The sequence below is a fragment of the Candidatus Omnitrophota bacterium genome (genome assembly GCA_028716245.1).
Lineage (GTDB): Bacteria > Omnitrophota > Gorgyraeia > Gygaellales > Profunditerraquicolaceae > UBA6249.
In genome coordinates this window covers 1-21594 of sequence record JAQUQW010000006.1, presented here as the reverse complement: position 1 = coordinate 21594, position 21594 = coordinate 1, and the positions used below count along the sequence as shown (strand labels likewise).

Below are 21594 nucleotides of genomic sequence, written 5' to 3'. Positions count from 1 at the left end.
CGACAATGATGGATTTCGTGATTATGCATTCCTATAAATTTACCCAAGCCTTAAAAGAAAAGAATCAGCCGGGCCTGGTGGTTTTAAACGGAGATGGTCTTTTAATTACTGAACCGGTTATTTATGACGGTATAGCCTTGATTACCAATCCCGAATCAATCAAAAACTCCATCAAGAAGCTCGGCATAGTCGCCTTTGACATCAAAACCAAAGGAATTAAAGTCTTCCTTGAAAAACCCGAAGAGAATAAATTTATTGCCGCGGTAGAGGCAGGTATACTGGAAGGAATAAATCTAAACGACGAAGATTCCCGCCAACTCCAGACCAATACCGCCAGCTTTATCATTACCCATACAGACCGCCAGCTTTACTCTAAATTCCTTAACGCCTTCTTAAAGATTAACCAAATGGTGAAGGATAAGATAGATAACAAGCTGTCTGTTTATGAGATAGATACCTCAAGCGATTACTTTATACCTCTAACCGTTGATGAGACCAGTTACCTGGTTATTAAAAACATATTGCCCAAAAACACAGAAGTAAAACTTACCTTCGCAGAACTAAATGCCCTTAAAGAAGGCAAAAAGATAATCCTAACCGTAAAGGAGCAAGACAATTCTCTGATTAAAAAGGAATTCGACGCATCCGGTTTAAAAGACAAGATAGGTTTTTACTTGACCGTCTATGATATTGTCGTAAATGAATTCCTGCCTTTATACGCTACCGCAACCGTTGCAGCAAACTCCTATTACATTGACTATGGTGATATCCCAACCTGGTATAGAGGCATAACCCAGTCCCGGGCTGAAGAAAGAATCGCCGGCTTTATGGACAGGATAAACGCTGTAATCTCAAGAGAAGCAAGTGTAAGTTCTTCTGCCAAGATATATAGAAGCAGAATAGAAGAGGGAGTAAGCGTAGCAGAAAATACAGTTATCGTAGGCTCCCATATTTATTCTGGAAGCAATATACCCAACGGTGTAGTTGTCTATAGCCTAAAAGGAAGGTTGAACCCAGAGCCTGATACCCTTATCAATGTCTGCCCGGTTACCACTAAAGAAAATAAACTAAACTGGGCAGTGCTTTACACCTCTCGAGACGACAAATTGAAAGCAATCGTTGAAGATATCAAGACAACAGGCTCTTTCCTCTACAGTGTGCTTGAAAGGTTGAAAGCAAGCGTGACAGAAATAAAGAAGACGGATCCATTACTGTATAGTGAGCTTGAAAGGCTGCAAAAAATATCCGCCATCAACTTTACTGATAAAGATGACTTTATGAAGTTAGAGATCTGGCCTTTACAGGAAAATGAAGAGCTGAACTTCTCCCTTGTCAGTTGGATGGCTTTAAAAGACAGGTCTCCTCCTGCAGAATATATCAAAGCTCATAAAGTGTCCTTCAAATACATCACAGATAAGATAAATTATGATGGCCTGCGCCAAAGAGCAAAAGATGGTGGCATATTTGAGGGGCTTAATAAAGAAGAACTGGTTTTGGTTAGTAATGAGCTTCATTCGCAAAATAAGGTTTTGCTTAAAACAAAAGATGGGTATGAAGTCATACCTCAAGAAATTATATTTGAGAAGGGGAATGACTTATTTAGTTTAATCTCTAGCTTGTTTGAGTTACAACTTAAAGCCAAGTATTTCATAAAAGATCAAAATGGTGTTATAAAAGAAAGCAAATATTTTACCTATCCTCCGGAGAAAATAGAAGAAAAGTCTGTTGATTATGCGGTATTTAATACTAAAAGAGAATTGTTGGGAGTGTTTAATTCGGAGGATGTGAGAAAGAATATCCAAAACGCTTATCTTATTGTGATACAAAATGCAAATAGGGCTAACAGGCCGGCTAGGCCGGGAGAAGGAGCTGGCCGTATTGAAGATACGAATCCTAAGATGCGTAGGTTGGTACCTTCATCTATAAAGGGAAATATGGAATTAGGGATAGTTTGGATTTCCTGGGAGAATAGAAGCGTTTGGTGGAAGAATAGAAAGATTTGGTGGTTGAGTTTTAATACGAGTCCGATTTGGCCATTTAGTGAGACACAGGAAGGAGAGGATCAATTTCAATTCTATCATATGACGGTATCGAGAGGGGATGAAGATAAAATTGATCAATTTGTGCATCAAAGGGAAATGTCTAAGTATGAAAATATATTTGATATGCTTACATTATCTGCTCAGCTTAATAATTCACCCAGCCTATTAAATGATGAATGGAAATTTAGATTGATTGTGAATGGTTGGTATTACTCAGATTCTGATAATGCGCCCAAAGCAGGCGCTTCTCAAGCCCATAGCCATGCTCAAATTGTTAGGTTTTTATTCCCTGTTGAGAATGCGTCTCTACGCGAAGATGGAGTTGTCAACGGAATACAAATTTATACTTTACAGGATTACAATCTTTGGGGAACAGGTATAGTTTTAGAAACAGAAACAAAGAATCTCGAAAAAATGACAAAAGTAACTTCAAACGTGCTTAAAAAGATAACTGATCAAGGATATTCTTTTAATATTTTAGTTGCTCCTTATGGTAATAAATTAAGAGTTTATATTGCCACGCGGACATTGGGTACCCCGGCACCTTTATTTAACAACGAATGGGCATCTTCAGAATTTGGCAGAGTTCCGGTTATAGATGCTCCGATTCTATTCTATCAACTAACGCAAGACCAGAAGAGAGCTTATGAACAGGCTGAAGAGAAAGGAAAAGAGAATATAGCCAACTGGGTTAAAAATGAAAAAAGATCAGGAAATTTAAATGAAATAAAAAATAATCTTTTGGTAGATATTCAGGCTTCTTTAAAAATGATAACCCTTCCGCAATTTAAGATTGAAGAAATAAGAAAAGATGGCGCCACAGCCGAACAGCTGGATGGCGGTTTTTTTGACCGGAACACCAATAATGACTTTAAGGATTTTACCATTCAATGGGCTGTAGATTTTATTAATGGTAAACCTAAACGTAAGCTAAATGACATGGAAATAGGAAATGCCATTAGATATCTGGAAAGATTTAAAGCAAATGATGAGTTAGAATCAATCAGAAAAGCTGATAATTTGAGGGATAGCATTCGTAAATCCGCGGAAGAATCTTTGAATAGATTACAGTTGAGACAGACTGTTCTAGGCGTATCTCCTAAGGTACCCAGCAACTATTTGGAAAACAACATTTCTAAAAAAATGATAGAAGATGAATTGAGAAAAGTTTGGCCATACGAATACGGTAAGGATTATGATGCGTATTTTAGATTTGAAAGAAAAATGGTCGGGCGGTTTATTCTGCAATATAACCTCGATAGAATCGGAAAAAGTATGCCCGAGGATCCACAGAATTGCTTTTTGGTTCCGAGTAATGATGTCAAGAACGGCTTTAATTTTGCGAGGGTGGATTGTTTGAGAATATTGGATTCTTTTTTCCGGGAACAGGTCGTAGCTGGCATCCCTGTTGAGATCTTTTCTCAGGAAAAACCTCTTGCCAAGGGGCACATTATGATATTGCCGCATTTTGAAGAATTAAAAAACCAATTCTTGGACAAAGATGCGGCGGTTGTTGCGTTAACGTTGGTGAAAAATACTCCGTATAATGACCATTTGAAAATCGGATTTAACAGCTGGGGCGCTTGGGGATCAGTAAACCATCAACACCTGCAGGGCATATTTTATGAAGACGACAAAATGCAACCTGCGCCAATGCCCATTGAATTGTTTGAGACGGAAAAGTTTATTCCCAACGCATTGTATAAAGATGTGGCAGTGGAGGTATTGAAGGGTTATCCCGTGCAAGGTTTTGTAATCACGGGAACAAATGAGCAGAACATCGCTGAAGTTATTGAGACAATCGTCGAAGAAGTTTTGCGTAACCAAGGAAACGAGAGAAAAGACACGCAAGGCAATGTTTTAAAACATGCTAATGGTGACGTCATAAAGGAAGGGATGTCCTTCAATTGTATATTTACCAAAAAAGCAGATGAAACTTTGCGAGTATATCTTATGCCCAAAGGTAAATTTAGTCCTGCGAGTTCATTTGGCACAGGTGTGGCTTTTTTTGAAGTTGGCGGTGAAATACTATCTGTTAAGAAAGATAGAAATGATCAGTTGAAAGATCCTAAGTTTAATGCAGCAGTAAAGAATAACTATGAAGATGCAACCGCAGGCCAAATTGAGGAAGAGCTAAAAGCCGTGGGAGTGGAGGAAAATTTTGAGAATTTGAAAAAAGAGGTAAAAAAATACAGTGTGGTAAGAGATGAAGATGGGACGAGGTTGGCTCTCTTTGACGGTGGCGTTGATAGTGATACATCTGATGTTTTTGAATTGGATTTTAATGATAAACAGAAAGCTAAAGTTTATGAAACCTTAGAACTAATTAATAAAATAAACAAAAACGAATATGAAAGGTGGCTGAATGCTTTATTGGTATCCGAGGAAAGAAGCACGCTTAAGGATAATTTATCCAGATTTAAAGAAGTGTTTCCTTTTATGTCCAGTATGGAAATAGATGATCATGGCACGACTGCTTTGACGCATACCTTAGAAGTATTTGATGCTTTTGACCGTATTATACGTTTAGATACAGAGAATTATAATCGGGAACGGGTAAATACTTTTTTGAAAACAAATGAAAGCACTACCAGAAGTGATATTAAGGAAATAGATTTGAATAAGAGTCAGGGGTTAAAGAAAGTGAAGGAAAACTTAGACAAAGCCTTGAGTGATAGTAAATTAATAGAACTATTTTTTTTATTGCCGCTCTTGCATGATCTCGGAAAGATAATTAGGACTTCAGCTCACCCTGAGATTGGCGCAAGGTGTTTTGTGGGGCCGATTCTTAAGGAACTTGGTTTTGAAGACCAGATAATAGGACTTGCTAAATTGATTATTGAAAAGCACGTGGATATTTCGACAGTAATTACTACAGAACGTATCCCGGCGTATATGAGGAAAGGATTAGAAAACAATCAGGTTGCTTTGGATATGCTAGCCATACTTTCCATTGCCGATAGGAGTTACGGTGAAAGAGCTGATGAGATGGACCAGGAAACGTTTGAAGAGTATCTGAAATGGGCTGATTTAGGAGGAGAATATAATAAACAAGATGAAAATTGGCACTTGGTGCGGCTGGGAAGGTATATTAAGAAAGAAACCGCGGAATCTTTAATTAAGAGAGCTATTGAAGAAAATATAATTACAGAAAATGATAGAAATATTTTTATTGAATACATGGGAAAGAAAATAACTGTTTTTGATTACGGTAAGGCTGTATTTAAATATTTTGCCAGGCAGGAGAATGGCAATGAGGTGTTGTTAAAGCTGTTTGTTATACTTTCAAAAGTAGCTCTGGGTTTTAACGAGGAAGGCAACAATATTAGTCGTATTAATCTGTTCAAGAAGCCAGAAGAGAATCTAAATAGACTTTTCAGGGGAGTGAGAGAATTGGATGTTAGAAAAGAGTATAGGGGACTAATCAATATATTGTCAAGAGGGGGTATTATATTTGAGGTTAGCCATAAAAAGAGTATTACTGTTAAAATCAAGGCGGACGGCGGCGGGTTATTTGATTTCTTTGTTAAAAAAGAAAAGCCTTTTTCAATTAAGAAGACGAATGTGAAGATTTTGTTAGGTCCGCATATCACGGCAACAGACGCGCATCCAGTTGGTCAAATTATGGGAAAATATGATATCTATTGCCCTGAGTTCGCTCTTTATGGCAAGGGAGTAGTATCTCTTTTTACAGCTATTTCACAGCGGAAAATTTCTACAAGTAGCCTTGAATATAGAGGATTCCACACAGCCTATCCCGGCTACTACAGACAACTGGCGGACTACATTTATCAATATCAACCTAAGCTTGCTTTTGTTGACGCGAAGCTTGAGTCTGCGCTTTCTATTGAGTTGATAAAAATCAATAAATTGTATTCTGAAGTTATGAATAATATTTTGATGCCGGCAAGAGCATTGGTTAAAGAAAAAGAGTTCATTCGTGCTTTTGCGGCATTGACAAGAGAAAGGGATAATATTATTGCTAAAAATATTAAGGAATTAGTAGTAGGTAGCAATCCTCAGATATGTATTTTAGTTAGCCTTGGTTCAACTCATAGAAAAGTAGCTGAACATTTGAGGGCATCCGGCGTTACCGTTGAAACAGAGCTTCTTGCCGACTATACCTGTTACAGGGATGCAGTATATATTAAGGTTATTAATAACCCGTCTGTAGAAATAACCGATGAGGAAGCGGCGAAATGTGTGTTGGCAGGTTTTATAGAGCATAGTTTATATAAATTGCATGATTCTTCAATAGAAGTTTTCAAAGTGCGAGATGGTATTCTCCGGGAGTTCTCTTTAGATAATATTGATGATGTATTCTCTTGGTTAAGAGTGTATGCCATGGCTGGCCAAGTAATAACGCTTGATATCGTAAACGAAATTATTCGTAAAGTCTGTGAAGATAATAATATTAAATTCCCGAAAACTATTGCGGAAAGTAAAGACGGAGGATTAGATGGGGAACTATTGATATCCGAACAGATTTTGACTTGGACATTGAAGAAATTAAGGGATGCTCATAAAACGCAGGCTGCCGATATCTTAGAGGTAATCTATAAACTTGCCTTGCCGTATTTAATTGAATCAAGGAAAGGGAATCCAGTTCAGCATAGTTTGCAGGTTGTTGAGTTTATGGTAGATATAGCTCTAGGCGAAGGAGCTACCGATGATGAATTAAAAAATGGTATTGTTGCTGCTCTCCTTCATGATACAGGCGCAGAGGGTAAAATAAGGAAAGCTGATATTGATAAAGAAGAAGATTTGATTAAGCGTGAAGAATTACGGCAGAAAGCCATAAAATTAAGGAAAGACCATATGCAAATAGGCGCTATAAACGCTGAAGAAATCATTAAAGAATTTAATCTTAACAGTCCTTCTTTTGCTTTCGGAGAAGAGGATATCAGTACGATTAAAGCGGTTATCGAAGTCCACGATAATCCTTCCATTCAGGAATATGAAGATTCAAATGATGGTATATGGCTTTTTACAGGAAAAGATAAGTTAGTTTTGTTTCATCGCGAAGCAGACAGGCTTTGGATGTTATCAGAAGAAGGACTTAAAATTGACTTACAGCGAGATCTTAAGAAAGTTCAAGACAAGGCGCGTGAAAAAGGTTTAAATGAGAATGAAGTAAGAGTTTCTCCTAAGGAAAGAATAGAAGGCAATGTTAAACGGCACAAAGAAGAATATATGCTCTATGAAGAAGCTTTCGGGGAGGAAAGAGCTAGAGAATTTGGTTTTAGGAATAAGACCCTTTATAGGACACAAACTGGATTTGATATCTTTGAGAGATTAATAGAAGAAGCGAGGGAAAGATATAAAGATGGGGGGTCGCAATTATTGCTTAGAATAATCGAAAAATCTATGATACAGTACTTTGATTCTTCACCTAAATGTTTTGTTATAGGTATAATAGGCCTTCCGTATGTAGGGAAGAAAACTCTTGCTAAATTTCTCATTGAATCCTTGCGAATAAAAGGATTTAAGGCGGATTCCATAAATTCAGAAGGTTATCGCTATCCGGAAGAGGGGTTTAGTTTCTTTACGAAACCAGACAAGACTAGATTTAATATCTTGAGCGTTTCATCAAGATATGCGTGGTCTAATATAGCCAGAGATATAGAAGATGTTAGAAATGATAGGTTAATTATCACTCGTGATTTTGATAAACAGGGGAGAGAAATTGAAAAGAAAATAATGAGTCCTTTGGATGTTTTAATAATAACCGGATCTTACGATTTAGTAATGCATGAGGAAATAAGGAACCAAATAGATTTCCTTACAGGAATAGTCCTTAAAAATGATAAAACTAGGCTTGAACGGAAGATAAAAATAGAGACTTCTGCAATAGAACAAGGCGGTAAAGACCGTTCAGTAGAAGAGGTAGTAAATGAATTTGTTGAGGAGCAATTCGAAATGATGGGGGCAAAGGACATCTTAAATTCTGTGGATATCTTGTGGCAACAAGATACCAATGAGCTATATGAAATGAAGAGAAAAAGAGATTTTGATACTGATGGCGGAGAAGAAATTACTTCATTAAATAGAGAAATACCTCTAGCATTAAAAGAAGATGATATCAAGAGAAGATCTTTGAAGCCAGAGTTAGAAGCAAAAGTGAAAATATTAGCAATAATGGGGCCAAGCGGATCTGGGAAAAGTACTTTTGCTAATTATTTATTGGTGAAATATTCCAATATTTTTATTACTATGATCCGAACAACTACCCGAAACCCGAGAGACGATGATAGTATTCATAAGAGACATCGTTTTGTTTCAGAGAAGCAGTTTGATGAAGAGGTTATGCAGGGAGAGCTACTTTTTATTAAGGAACATTATGGGTTTAGATATGCATATGGAAAAAGCGAATGGGCGCGGGTGGTAAATTCTGAAAAAGTAATTTTGTTGGAAGGATACGAGACTGTGAAAGATATAGAAGAGTCATCCGAAATCTCTTGTAAGATAAATTTATTAAAAGTAGGTATTTTACCAGCGACAGAGAAAGATGATATAAAGAATATTTTAGGGAGCCGTATAGAGAAACGAAGCAAAATTAGTAAATCAGAATTAAATAGTAGAGTTACTTCTATGTTAAATGTAGTTGAAGAAATTAAAGAGAAAGCAGACATTCTTATTATTAACGATAAGAGAGAAAGTTTAGAAGAAAAATTAAAGAAATTAGAGGAATTTGTTTTGTTTTTTGCTACTAGTATTGAAATACGAAAAGAAGATGGGAGTGTTATTGATACTATCTTAGGAAAATTAGAAAAAGGTAAATTTATCAAAGATGGCGGCATTGACGAAGACGGTAAAGAAGATTTATGCGAACTTATAGAAAATATCCGTAAAGATTTCAGTAGTGGAGAAAAATTGCTAAATGATAAGAGAGAAGCAGAAGCATTAAGCTTATTTTATAGACTATTTGGTATATGCAGTTATTATAAAAATATGCGTAATTATAAAGGGCTGGAAGAATTATATAATAATATTGCAAACAAAATCTCTGAGGTTAAAGCGAACCTCCCTGAACTTTATTTACGGAAAGTCGATTCAAAAAATGGCAAGTTGTTAGATGAAAAAATAAAATGGAATGAGGCACATAAAACTGGTCAATGGCATGCTAATTCTCAGATACTAATGGTAACGATGAAAGGACAAGTTTTGATTCAGGTGCGTAAGGATGGAAGAAAAGACATTTCTGCCGCAGGGCATCTATTTTCTGATGAAAATTATGACAAGGCAGCTGAACGAATAATTTTTGATGAGACAGGAATTAAACCTAATCTAAATCGCATCATGCGGTTAGAGGGGGTCAGGGGTGAGAAGAAGATAGGCAAAAAAGGTTTTGGCGTAAAGGCAGAATATAAAGAAGATATTTTCTATTCAAGTTCAAAGGAAATTAATAACTGTGAATGGGGCAAATTTTTTTTATACATCCTTAATCCAAAGGAAGAAAATGAAATTTTTAACCCGAAATCCATATTAAAAGATGTTTTACGGTTGAATTTAATGCCGCTTAAGGATTTAATGGATGAGATTAGTAACAATTCCGTTAGTTTTGCGAGTACAATACTGCAACTTTTCCTTGATGAAGGTAACAAAGAGATTGTAAAACGAGAAATTCATAATGGATTAAAAACAATATTAGCGGAAGAAATAGTCCGGAAGGAAACCACCAATATTGATAGTGAGGCACTGTTTAAACTCCACAATGGAATTAATGAAATTATTGGATTAAGAAAAGACTGGAGAGAAGGGGATGAGTTAAAGGAACCAATCGACAATTTTTTATCTAAAGACAAAGATTTTATAGAAAGAAGGCAAGAAAAGGCTCGTAACGATGCGAATAACCTATACCAAAAGGCAATTATTTTGACAACTTGGCGAAATCTTAAGCAAATTTACAAAAATAAGGAACTTCTGGATTTTAAAGATTTAAATAATGCTATTTTGTTGATGAAAGAATTAGATGCAAGAGATGATGAGTCGCGGGCTCTAGTGCATTCTTTCCTCTTGTCAGAAGTTTTTATGGGTAAAAATATAGAACTAGAATTTAAGAAGGAAGAAGCCAAGTTTATATTTACTCAAGATAATAGGCCCATAGAGAATATCGAAATTGATATTAAAGGCAGGTTGAATATAGCATCTGAAATAAGAGAAAAAATAAAAATCCTCTCTAAGGGCGCATTAGCAGTGGATATGGATCTAACCCAAGCTAAGAAAGACGAGAATATTGATAAAGATATTCTTAGGCAGGTTAATAGCTTGCTGATGTTCGGGTTTATTTATGCCATAGTTTCTGCTAACGAATTTAAAAAGCAATTTGGCCGCTCCTTGACAGAGATGATACCTGGGGAGTTAATGAATCATCTTCTGCTCTATGTAAACGGCGCCGGGCTAAAAATAAAATTTAACAATTCGGAATATTATGAAGATAAAAAATATACTAAATGTTTTAGAGATCAACAGGAAAGAACAATAGTTGAAAATTTAAATAAGATTAAAGAAATTTGGCAGCGGGTTATAAATGTGTTGCAGAGTTCAGGGGTTGTAAGAAAGCAATCCGATAATAATTCTAAAGGAAATAAATATGAATATACGAATAAATTAATAAATGAAAAAGATAATATTAAATCAAAGATTACAGAAGAGTTAACAAAACTGAATAATGAAGATAGGGTAATTTTTGGTATTGATGTGGCTACCGTAATATTGGAGAAGGTAGATATTATACTTGGACAAATGCATGAAGTATTATCTGAAGCGTATAATGAAGACATTGAATACAGAGAAGACCTGATGAAGCATTTATTCGGAGGAATCAGCCTAAAAGTTGAACAGAGAAAAGATCTAAAGGGAGAAAGGACCATACAAATTACTTTAAAACCAATTTACCCCGCCCAGAAAAAATTACTTTCGAGTGATGATTCTGCCAGAGAAATAATAGGGAATCAGGTGAAAGAATTTATAAAGAATAATAATGAAGGTAAGGAAGGTGTAGCTGTAGAGGTAAAGTTTGGTGGTTCTACCAGCATAGATTGCATAAGAGAGGATGCTAATAAAAAGGGTGCCGCAGAAAATTTAGTTGTTGAGGCAGGAGTGACAGATGCAAATTGTCTTGTTTTGGCTATCGATGATGAAATGTCCTCTAATGGAGTGGGTTTTGATTTTCTTAGATTACCCATAACTGTAATTTCCAATGAAAAAGGAGATAAAAAATGTCTGTATAATTCTAAAGAGAAAGAAAGCATCAAAGCCGATTGGTTCTGGACCAAAGACCATGGTTTAGGTGTTGAGTTAGGGGGGACAAAAGGCATTTTTACCCTCCTAGGTAGGTTATATATTGAAGAAATGTTTAAGTTGCTTAATGGGGGAGATGTTAAGCCGGCAATCCTAAGATTAAGACGATATTTGATGATTGAAGAGATAGGAAAGATATTTGCTGAAAATAATGGGGCAAAAATAAATACAAGTGGCGGTAAGGTTATTAAAGATGGTTATATAGAATTATTTGAAGACGCAAAGAGTAATGGGCAGAAGTTTAGTTTAAATAATGGAACTATTGAATATCTCAAAACAAAAACAATAGATGTTTCTAAGTTCAAAGAGATTATCAGAAACTATAGAATTAGGAGCAATCTGAAAAAGAATGAGAAGAGGGGGCTTGCTATTACTGTGGTTGCAGGGTTGCCTTTTGGGGAAGGTAATAAGCATTTTGAGGAATTTGGCCAACTAATAGAAAAAATCCGGCAAAGAATTAGGCAAATTACAAATGATGAAGTTAAATTTAACGAAGAAAAGGGTGTTTCTGCTCTGCATATGAGCATCCAGGCAATCACTCGTACCAAAAATTTTGAGTCAGGAAATAAGGAATCGATGCAGAAAGCGTTTGAAAAAATAAAGGATGTAGTAGAGGTCATTGAGAAAAACTTAGAAAATCATTTACCCGGAATATTCGATTTCTTAGATTTAGCTTCAAAGTCTTCTGATGCAGACAATATCAAAGCAAATCTGGAAGAAGCTCAGAAGATAGCCAAGCAGGCGATTAAGTTGAGGGAAGCGGCTTCCAAAGATCTTGGTGAGGGTATATTTGGGGAATTTAAAGAAAAATTAAATACACTTATTCCAGTATCTGGAACTATAGATATTAAAAAGATAGAAGAGATAAAAAATATGGCTGATATTAAGCTAGGTGACCGATCTATAGTTAACCTCTCAAAAGGATTAATTCAGTTGTCTTCGGCCCATAAGCCTTTTGATGTTAAAATAACCGGCCTAGGTTACTATTATAAAGATGGAGAAATATCTTTTACTTTAGAACCAGTAAGTGAATATGAAGAAGAAAACGGTAAGAGAACTCTTAAAATCAAGCGAGATTTTGCCCGTATTCCCAGTGAGGCAAAGGGAGAGGGTTTACATATTAGTCTAGGCAGAGTTACCGGTGCATTAAGCGATGAACAGATTACCCAAATAGATAATCTCTTCAATGAACTACAAATTGATAAGTTGCCCCCGTTTAAAATAGATAAGTTATGGGTTGTATTGTATGCGCATAGGAGTTTAACTGAAGTCATTAGTAAAGAATCTTTAATATTAAATAGAACTAATCCGGATATAGATTTTAATATTTTTTATAAGGAAGCAAAAAAAGTTATAAATTTCCTAAGAGACGGTGGAAAAGAACTCTGTATTGATAGAGTGGTTGGAGATGTATTTGAAGTCATGTTGTTACAGGAAATAGAGAAATTTAAGTTGAATAAAAATGAAGTCGCTAATATAAAGGAAATCGAAAAAACTATTATAGATGTTATAAGAATTAGTATTCAACAATGCATTGACAAAAAGTTACTTTGGGTAAAAAATCTTGGTTCGACAGCGAGGTTAACTTATATAGGGAATAACCCTGATTTTGATATTTCTGCCAACGTGGATATTGCAGAAGAGGAATTAAGGGCTAAACTTGGGGGAATTTTAAATAATGTCATAAGTAAATTATGCAGCAAAGGATTTAATATAAAACTTCATCCTTATACTGCAAATGGGTTTATTAAAAGGTTACACGCATTAAATAAGATAGGCCCGTATTACGTTGTAGTTTTACAAGTAACCCAAGAAAGTACTAAGAAAGAATTCGGTATAGACCTAACAATTAATTTTATACAAACAGATAATGAAACAAAGAAAGGCGTCTCAGATAAGTACTTAGAAGAATTTAATAAGAAAATGGAACAAATAAGAAGTCGGGGTGGAGAAGATGTAGTTGATTATATGTTGGCTAATATCAGGTTTGCAAGACATATATTTAAACAAATAGAGATAGAGACCTCTAGGCAAAAAGGTGGTTTTGTTAGTGTAAACACAGAACAACTACTATTACAAGCTGGCAGTTTCGATTCAGCTATGGAATTAATTTATAAATACGGTCTTAATAAAAACGGAGATACAAGGTTAGTTGGCGAAGTAAAGAATGAGTTGCCCATCGTATCAATTACTCCCGCAGTAGACGGAGAATTACTAAAATGGATTAACGAAGAAAATTGGAAAAAGTTAGTTCATTTGTCGAAGAACTATAAAGAGATGAAATTAAAAGGGGCATTTGATATTAATTATTTATGCAATACAGATATTTCTGTTGCAAGGCAAATTCAACCCCGAATAGTTACTTCCAAAGGGAGATTGAGTTATGTTGATGAGTATATTGTGCAAGAGTTAGCTAAATCTGAGATGCTGATGTTAGATATTGGTCCAGGTTATCCGCCATACACTATAATTGAATTAGCCCAAAAATTATGCATAAAGTATTCCGATATAGAAGTTGTAGGCCTTGAACTTTATGTTCCTGCATATGTGGTGCGTATTCGGGGAAATAAAGGTTACATCGAAATTCTCTTTGACAATTCTAGTGAGATCATAAACATAGACTATACTTGGATGGAATATGTTCCTAAAGTTTCTAAGATATCCCAGTATGAAATCGAGAGATATTTAAGCTTAAGGGATTATCTATTAAGAGAATCCAAAGGTAAAGATTATCAAGATATGAATGGTAATTGCATCAAATTTAATCCTATAGAACATTATGTAAGACAAACTTCTAATCTCTCTATCATCCAAGGAGACTTTAGAAAATTTAGATTATCCAAGAAAGCAAGAGTAGTACGAGCATTCAATGTTATGACTTATTATCAAGATTCCTATTCTGAAGAACTAGAGAACCTCGCAGAACATGTGGAGGAAGGTGGATATATTATTGTAGGTAGTTCAAGATCTAGATGGGCAGATACGGAAGAGTACATTACCTACAAGGTAGTCAATGGTAAAGTTATGCCATATGAATTCGCTTTTAGTCTAGCTTTCGATTCTGAAGATGAAACATTCCATTGTGGGCATGGCAATGTAAGTTTTTCTGAACTAAGAGAGGGTACTATATTACATCGAGATATGCTAATGATTAAGAATCTATTAGGTTCAGTCAGGGCTATGGATTTAATGCAGTTGAAAGAAATAATACTCGAGCGCTTGTGTATTTTAGGCTACAAAGTCAGAATCAATACTGGAGAGGCGATTGCAATTGAATACATCATAGAGAACGGAAGCGGTTATATTTTCGATAATAATAAGCCTGTTTGTTTAAAGTCAACTAAGCTTTCCAAAACAAAATTGGATGGTGGGAATGAGGCAGGTCTTTTACGGCTCGCCAAGGAACAGATAGAGAAATACCTTACCGATCAGCACAATGCCAAGCGGATTACCGATGAGATTTACAATAAGGCAATGAAGGTTGCCTATAAAAACTTGGAATTCTGGGCGACCGATGATCACATCAAGAAGCTATCGCCAAAGACACAGGAAGCCATTTTTGAGGCAATTCAGCAAGGCCGCTGGAAGGATATTGTGGAGGTGTTCCGCCAGGATATTACCTTTGGCACAGCCGGTATTCGCGGAATGGCTGCATTGACAGAGGAAGAACTGCGGCGTTTAAAGGAAGAGGGCCCGTCAGCCAGAATACTTAAAGGGCCAAATACCATAAATGATATAGTCTTATTACTTTACACCACAGGCGTTATTAAATACGCAAAAGAAAGAGGATTGCATAAAGTTGCAATCGGGTACGATAGTCGTATTGCAGGTGAAGAGTTTGCCGAGATGATCGCGCAATGTTTTATCGCTCAATCAAGCCCAGAGCATAAATTTACTGTCTATCTTTTTGATGAAGCAAGCCCATTTCCAGAATTATCGTTCGGCGTTACAACAAAAGCAGTGCGCGCTGATTTGGGTATTCTTATCTCCGCAAGCCACAATCCTTCTCAATATAACGGATATAAAATAACAGATTTTACCGGTTCGCAGCTGCCTCAAAAGATGAAGAATGAAGTCAAGGCTGCCATATCTAAAGTGACTACCGCGGATATAAAACTGAAATCTTTGGAGGAGGCGGAAGAAGGACAGTTAATTTGGCTTGGCGGCAGAGAACCGCTTAAAAGTAAAGACTATAAGACAGTAGATGTAAACAATTCTAAATACTTTATCGATATGCACACTTTACACGTTGAGCAGGTCAAGAAATTTATTTTAGATAGAGAACTCGTCAAGCGACAGGCTAAAAATTTAAAGATTGGTTTTTCCGCATTTAACGGTTCAGGCAACAAGGCTGTGCCGAGATTGTTAGCTGAATTGGGATTTAGCGATGTCAAGGCTATAACTAAACTTCAGGTACTTGATGGTTTATTCCCGGCATTCGGCTGGGGCGAGCAGCCTGACCCGGGCGACCCGATATCTGCTAATATTGCAGTAAAAGAATTTATTGCCGAGTATGGGCAGGAAGCTTTTGATGAATTAGATATGCTAATTGGAACAGACCCCGACGCCGATAGGTTGGGATGGATAGTAAAGGTTCCGGAAAACCAGCAACATCTTTTTGGGAGATATCGTTTATTATCCGCAAACGATGTATGGACAGTGCTTATCTGGTATCGCCTGATGAAGAAACAGCAATTAGGCTTATTAGAAGAACCTAAAAAGCACTACATTACCTTCAGCCATGTAACAACCGATGCCCTTGAAGCGGTTGCGGCATTATTTGGAGTAGCTTCATTAGGTGAAATGTATGATAAAGATGAAAAAGAAGCAAGAGGACAATATCTTAATGGTAAACGGTCATGGGTTGGGTTCACCTATATCGCCGATTTCTGCCAGAAGTTAAGAAAATTAGGGTTTATTAACGAAGCAGGCGCTGAAGAATCAAATGGATTCAGTATATTAGGCGGAGTTATCCGTGAAGGAGAGGTTTTGGCGGATGACGCGCACGTTAACGATAAAGACGGGACTTTTGCCGGTATATTAGCTGCTGAAATCGCCTGTTACGCGAAAGAAAATAACACCACCGTATTTGAATTGTTAGACGATATCTATCTGCAAATTGGCCATTTTGCAACAGCGAACAAACCATTACCGCGAGTAGGTTCTTTTGAAGGGGCGGAAGGAATAACCGAGAAGATAAACCTGCTTAAGAAAGCACAGGAATGGATGAAACTGGCAAATGAGAATGTTGGCAGCGTTAAGCCATTTGTCTTGGGCGGTTTAAAAGTAATCGGAGCAATAGAGTTTAAGTCCGGCCGTTACGATGAGCAGCATTACGCAGGATTTCCGGACGAAGGCATCAGGTTCTTCTTTGAGGATGCAAGTTTAAAAGAAGGCGAGCCATTCTATAACAGCAAGAATTTTATTACCATACGGCCTTCAGGGACTTCTCAGGCAATAAGGTTTTACACCCAGGTATATTCAAGAGTTACAAAAGAAGCAATAGCTGAACAGAAAAACAGGAATTTCCGTTTGGCTGAAAGCCTTGCGCTTCAGGCGCAGAGAGAGTTGCTTTCCTCGGCAGGAATAGAAAAATATATTCCTAATGTTGAAAAGCAGTTAGCAGAAGCTAAATTTAATATTAATAATCCCACTGCAGGATTTATCAACGAAGGAAAGAATGACGGTGGGGAGATTGCGACTTTGAAAGAGGCCAAGATAATCAAAGATAAATTTTTAGATGAAATTAAAAATTCGACAGATTATTGGAAGAGATACCTTATCTTATGGGAATATGCTGTTGAGATATTCAATTTACAGCAGAAGACTGGGCTTTACCCGGTCATTGGACCGGATTTCGTTCCTCTAGCGGCTTTAGCTGAAGCGTCTAAAGAGAAAAGCAAAGATGGGATGCTTATTGGAGTGAATGTAGATAAGGATGAATTTACCGGTGAAGAAAAAAGCGTTGAAGCACTACAAAATGCAATGGTTGAAATGCATGGTATTATTCCTGTTCCTAAAGAGTTATTAGGATTAAAAAAAGAAATTCCGCTAAAAGATGTTCAGGGTTTTAAGAAATTTGTTAATATTTCCGTTGATGTCAGGGATATAGATACTATTGCTAGAAAAATAAGATCGCTTAAAGAAAAAGGTATCCTTGAAGAAGAAAAATTAGATTACATAATATTTAAAGGCATCGGCTGGATTTTAAAGGAAGACGCCAAGCGGACAAAAAGATTCATCGATGCAATTATGAAGAGTATATTAAAAACAGATGGTTTAGTTGTAATTTGGGAAGTTCCCGTCATTTTAGATTATTACAATTATGATTATTCTTATACGCTGCCCGATCTCAATAAGATTAAAATAAGAGAGAATATACTGAAAAAAGAGTTAAGTAAAAAGTTGGTTCTACTTAAAAACCATAGTTTAGTAGATTTGGGCAAAGAAGGAGGTTTTGCCTTGCTTGGTAATCCGCAGCGCATTGTTTTGGCTTCTTCGGGATTTGAGGTGTTTAAGTCTCAAGGCAGTAAAGATGGCGGAGAGATGAATAATGAAAAAGCCCTGCTTCAGGTAGCTTTAGATTTGATAGATCCAGAAATGGCAATAAGAATCGCCCGGGAAGCAGTTGCTGGAGGGGCGGACTGGGTTGAGGCCGGAACCCCTTTAATAAAAATAGGAGTAAAGAATGCGTTAAAGAAAGCAATAGAAAGCAATTCCGGCAAAAAATTCGCTGTAGAGTTTTTGACTATGGATGTTGGCGACCTTGAGATAGACATTGTCGCCTCAGCGGCTAAAGAATTGGGAATCGATCCTACTAATATAGCAATAATCCTTACGGGTTTTGCTCCTTACGCGACTTTGGAAGAGTGTTTTATTAAAGCAAAACAAGAGGGGTTTAAGATTATTATGGATAAGCGAAAGATCGAGAAATTGCCGCAAAAATCCCAGGAGAAGCTAAAAGAGGTACTTAATAAATATAAGGAATTAATTGTTGAAGATAATCCTTCGTTCGTGAAAATAACCTCTCACATGATAAAAGAGGCAGGGCTTTCCATAGTTAAAAGATTAAGGAAAGAATTTCCGGAAAAGAAAATAGTCGCTGACTTAAAAGCGGTGTACGCGGATGAGATAGAGTTGGCGTTTGAAGCGGGAGCGGATGTTGCCGCGATGTTGGCAATAGCAGACTATGCAGAAATGAAAAAGGCGGTCAATATCGCCAGAAAATATAAAAAGATAGTCATGTTTGACCTTATCGGACTAAAAGACCACTTTAGATTGGATGAGCCGGATAGCGATTGGGAAACTTATTTGAAATGGATAAAGGCAATCGCGGCATTGCAGCCGGTTAATATATCTGAGTCTTTGATAGTTATTTGTTTCCATAATCCTATAAGCGACCAAAGAAAAGGCGAGGAATTGCCTCCGTCTTATGTCTTTAAAATATCTCAAGCTATAAATGTGCCAATTGCCGCTGCCGGAGGAGTAAAACAGAAGACCGCTTATAATGTTGTCAGGGCCGGAGTCAAAGTAATTATTGTCGGAGGTGCAATCTATAATGCGGATAATCCCCGGCAGGCAACACAGGATATAAAGAAAGCAATGGCGCAAGCGCCGAAGCTTATAGTAGCTTTAGATATGGAGGATGAAAATAAGGCGATGTATATTGCCCAACAGGCATTTAAAGCCGGAGCCGACGGAGTAAAATTGGGGTTATGTTTAATTATGAATAATGGCATTGAAATTATAGGTAATTTTAAAGCTAAATTCCCTGATAAGGAAATTATCGCTGATTTAGAGGTAATGAATTTCTGTATTGATAAAATAGCGGCGGCGGCAAAACAAGAAGCTGACGCGGTGGTTATTTACGGGTTTAGTTCAGGCGAGGTTATCAAAGAAGCGATAGAAGAAGCCAAGAAGCATAATATTAAGATTATCGTTGACATTATGGATACAAAGTATCCTTTAAAGAAAGCCGCTATAGCTAAAGTGTTTGGCGCGGACGCGGTTTATTTACATAAATCCATGACTGAGCAAAGGCAGGAACTATTACTTAGTGAACCGGAGAAGGCAAAGCGAAAAGAGATTTTCCTGCGCGAGGCGCGCATGGTTTGTGAAGAAACAGAAGGCCTGGGCTTGGGCGCGGTATTAGAGAAAGAGTTTGATAAGGATTTTATCAATACTTTAGTCAATAACGGCGTAAATAATATTATTGTTGGAGAATCTGTAGTTAACGCGGCTAAACCTTATACGGCAGTTAAGATAATAAAGGAACTTATCTTGGAGGCGGCTAAGAAGCCCATTCAAACCAAAAACGAATACTTAAAAACAGTTGCTGATGATGTTGTAGTTTCAGCGGAATTTATAACTGAGTTTTTAGCAAAGGGGATACCAGCTATCTCTATTGCGCAGACACAAGAATTCCTGAATTGTTTAATCAGGTTGAAAGAGGGTGGATTCAATTTATTTATTAATGCTTCCGGCAGGTCTCAGATAGCCGGCAAGATACTGGCGCGCCGGCTGATACGCTTAGGTATTCAGGTATATATTTTGGATTTTAAATCATTACTTCCTGGAGTTAACAAAGGGGATTTGGTATTAGCCGTTTCCGGTTCAATGGGAACAGGGTGGGTAAATACAAACTCAATGGAAGCGAAAAGACTGGGATTTGATGTGTTTAGCGTAACTTCTAATGCGTCTTCGGAATTATTAAAGGAAGCCTCATTTGTCATCCTTCCCGGGAAATCAAAGGATGATTTAGGTAACGAACACCTTTCCCAGATTCTTCCTTTAGGAAGCACGTTTGAGCTGCTTGTTTTACTGTATTTTGAAGCGGTAGCTCAAAGTTTGATCGGTATTGTAAAGGATAAACGCCAAGAGGCGACTATTGAGGACGCGCAGAAAGTATTGTTGACGATGAAAGAGTTAATTGAAGGATCAAAAAGCGTGCTGCTTAGCCAGGAATTCCCCGCTTCAAAGATTGCGGAGTTAGCGGATATATTAAAGAAGGTTAACTATTATGGGAAAAGGGTATTTTTAGGAGCGATAGGCAGGTCGGATTTAGACCTGGAGATGCTTAAAATAAGGCTAGAGTTGATGAAACCGGAAGGCAGGGAGTTTGATATTAGCCCGATTATCAACCCGACAAAGGTTCCTAAGCAACGCGATATACTTTTGATTGTCAGCGGAAGCGGCAATACGGTTGAACTTATTAATTTGGCAAAAATTGCCAAGGGAGATAATTTATTTGTTATTTTGATTACTGCTGATCCGCATTCGGAATTAGCCGGCTTAGCGGATTTTTGTATACCTATTAAGGGTGAGTCTCCGAAGAAAGAAACGCGTTATATGATAAGAAAATTTAAGGATATAAAAATATTAGAGCCTAGCAGGTCTAATTTTGAACTTAACGCGTTGTTATTAGTTTTTGAAGTAATGACTCCGATATTAATGAAGGAATTTAATCTTACTGAAGCGGACTTGAAGAAAGAACATTCTAAGTATGCTTACCCGGCGAAGATGAATATGGCTGTTGTTAAGGAGAATGTCCCGGATTATTTGAGGATTCCCGATGTTTTGGCAAAAGCGGTTATTAAAAATGGAGATATGAAAATTATATGTGAAAAAGGAGAACTGAACCCTGGCGAGAGAGATTTATTGATTGAAAGTTTAAAAGAAGCTTATATCGGCTTGGCCAACGCCCCGCCGGAAAGAGAAATACCTTTGTTTATCTCTTATAAGCTTACGCAGGCTGGCAAGGTTGATATCGATACCGGTTACTTGAAAATTAACCGTTACTTGCTTAATATCAAAACCGCCGCCTTAAGCCTCGCCCTTATAGTAATTTTCCGCCACGAAATAAAGCATTTAATTAATCCTAGGTTGTCCGAAGAAAAGATACGGAATTGGGAATTAAAGTATTTAGAATCCCACCCAAAACTTTTCAAGGCATTATTTTATCTTAACAAACATCATGTAAACGGGTTTGTTCTGGAAGAGGATTGGAAGGCGGATCTAGAATTAATCCGCGCGCGAAAAGGGAATAAAAGCTCAAAAGGCGGCGGCGAGAATGAGGAAACTAGTATTTGGACCAATGACTCGGCTAAGGAATATCTCCAGGGTCTGCTTAGGAAGTTGAATCGAGAAGAAGGCAAGCAAGATAATTCAGATAAAGGTATGAATGACGGCGGGAGTTCACAGGGGGCCGATTTGGATAGTAAGTTTAGTGATAACGGCACCGCTGATCTAA

1 protein-coding gene (only partly in view) is annotated in these 21594 nt (G+C 37.1%); it reads left to right on the top strand.

The genetic code is table 11. The annotated features are described in order from the left end of the window. Positions 1-21594, top strand: part of the annotated coding region (locus PHG87_07270; protein MDD5477974.1) for a GNAT family N-acetyltransferase (this coding region is incomplete at both ends). Its footprint begins 32565 nt before the window's first position; 21594 of its 54159 annotated nt are in view.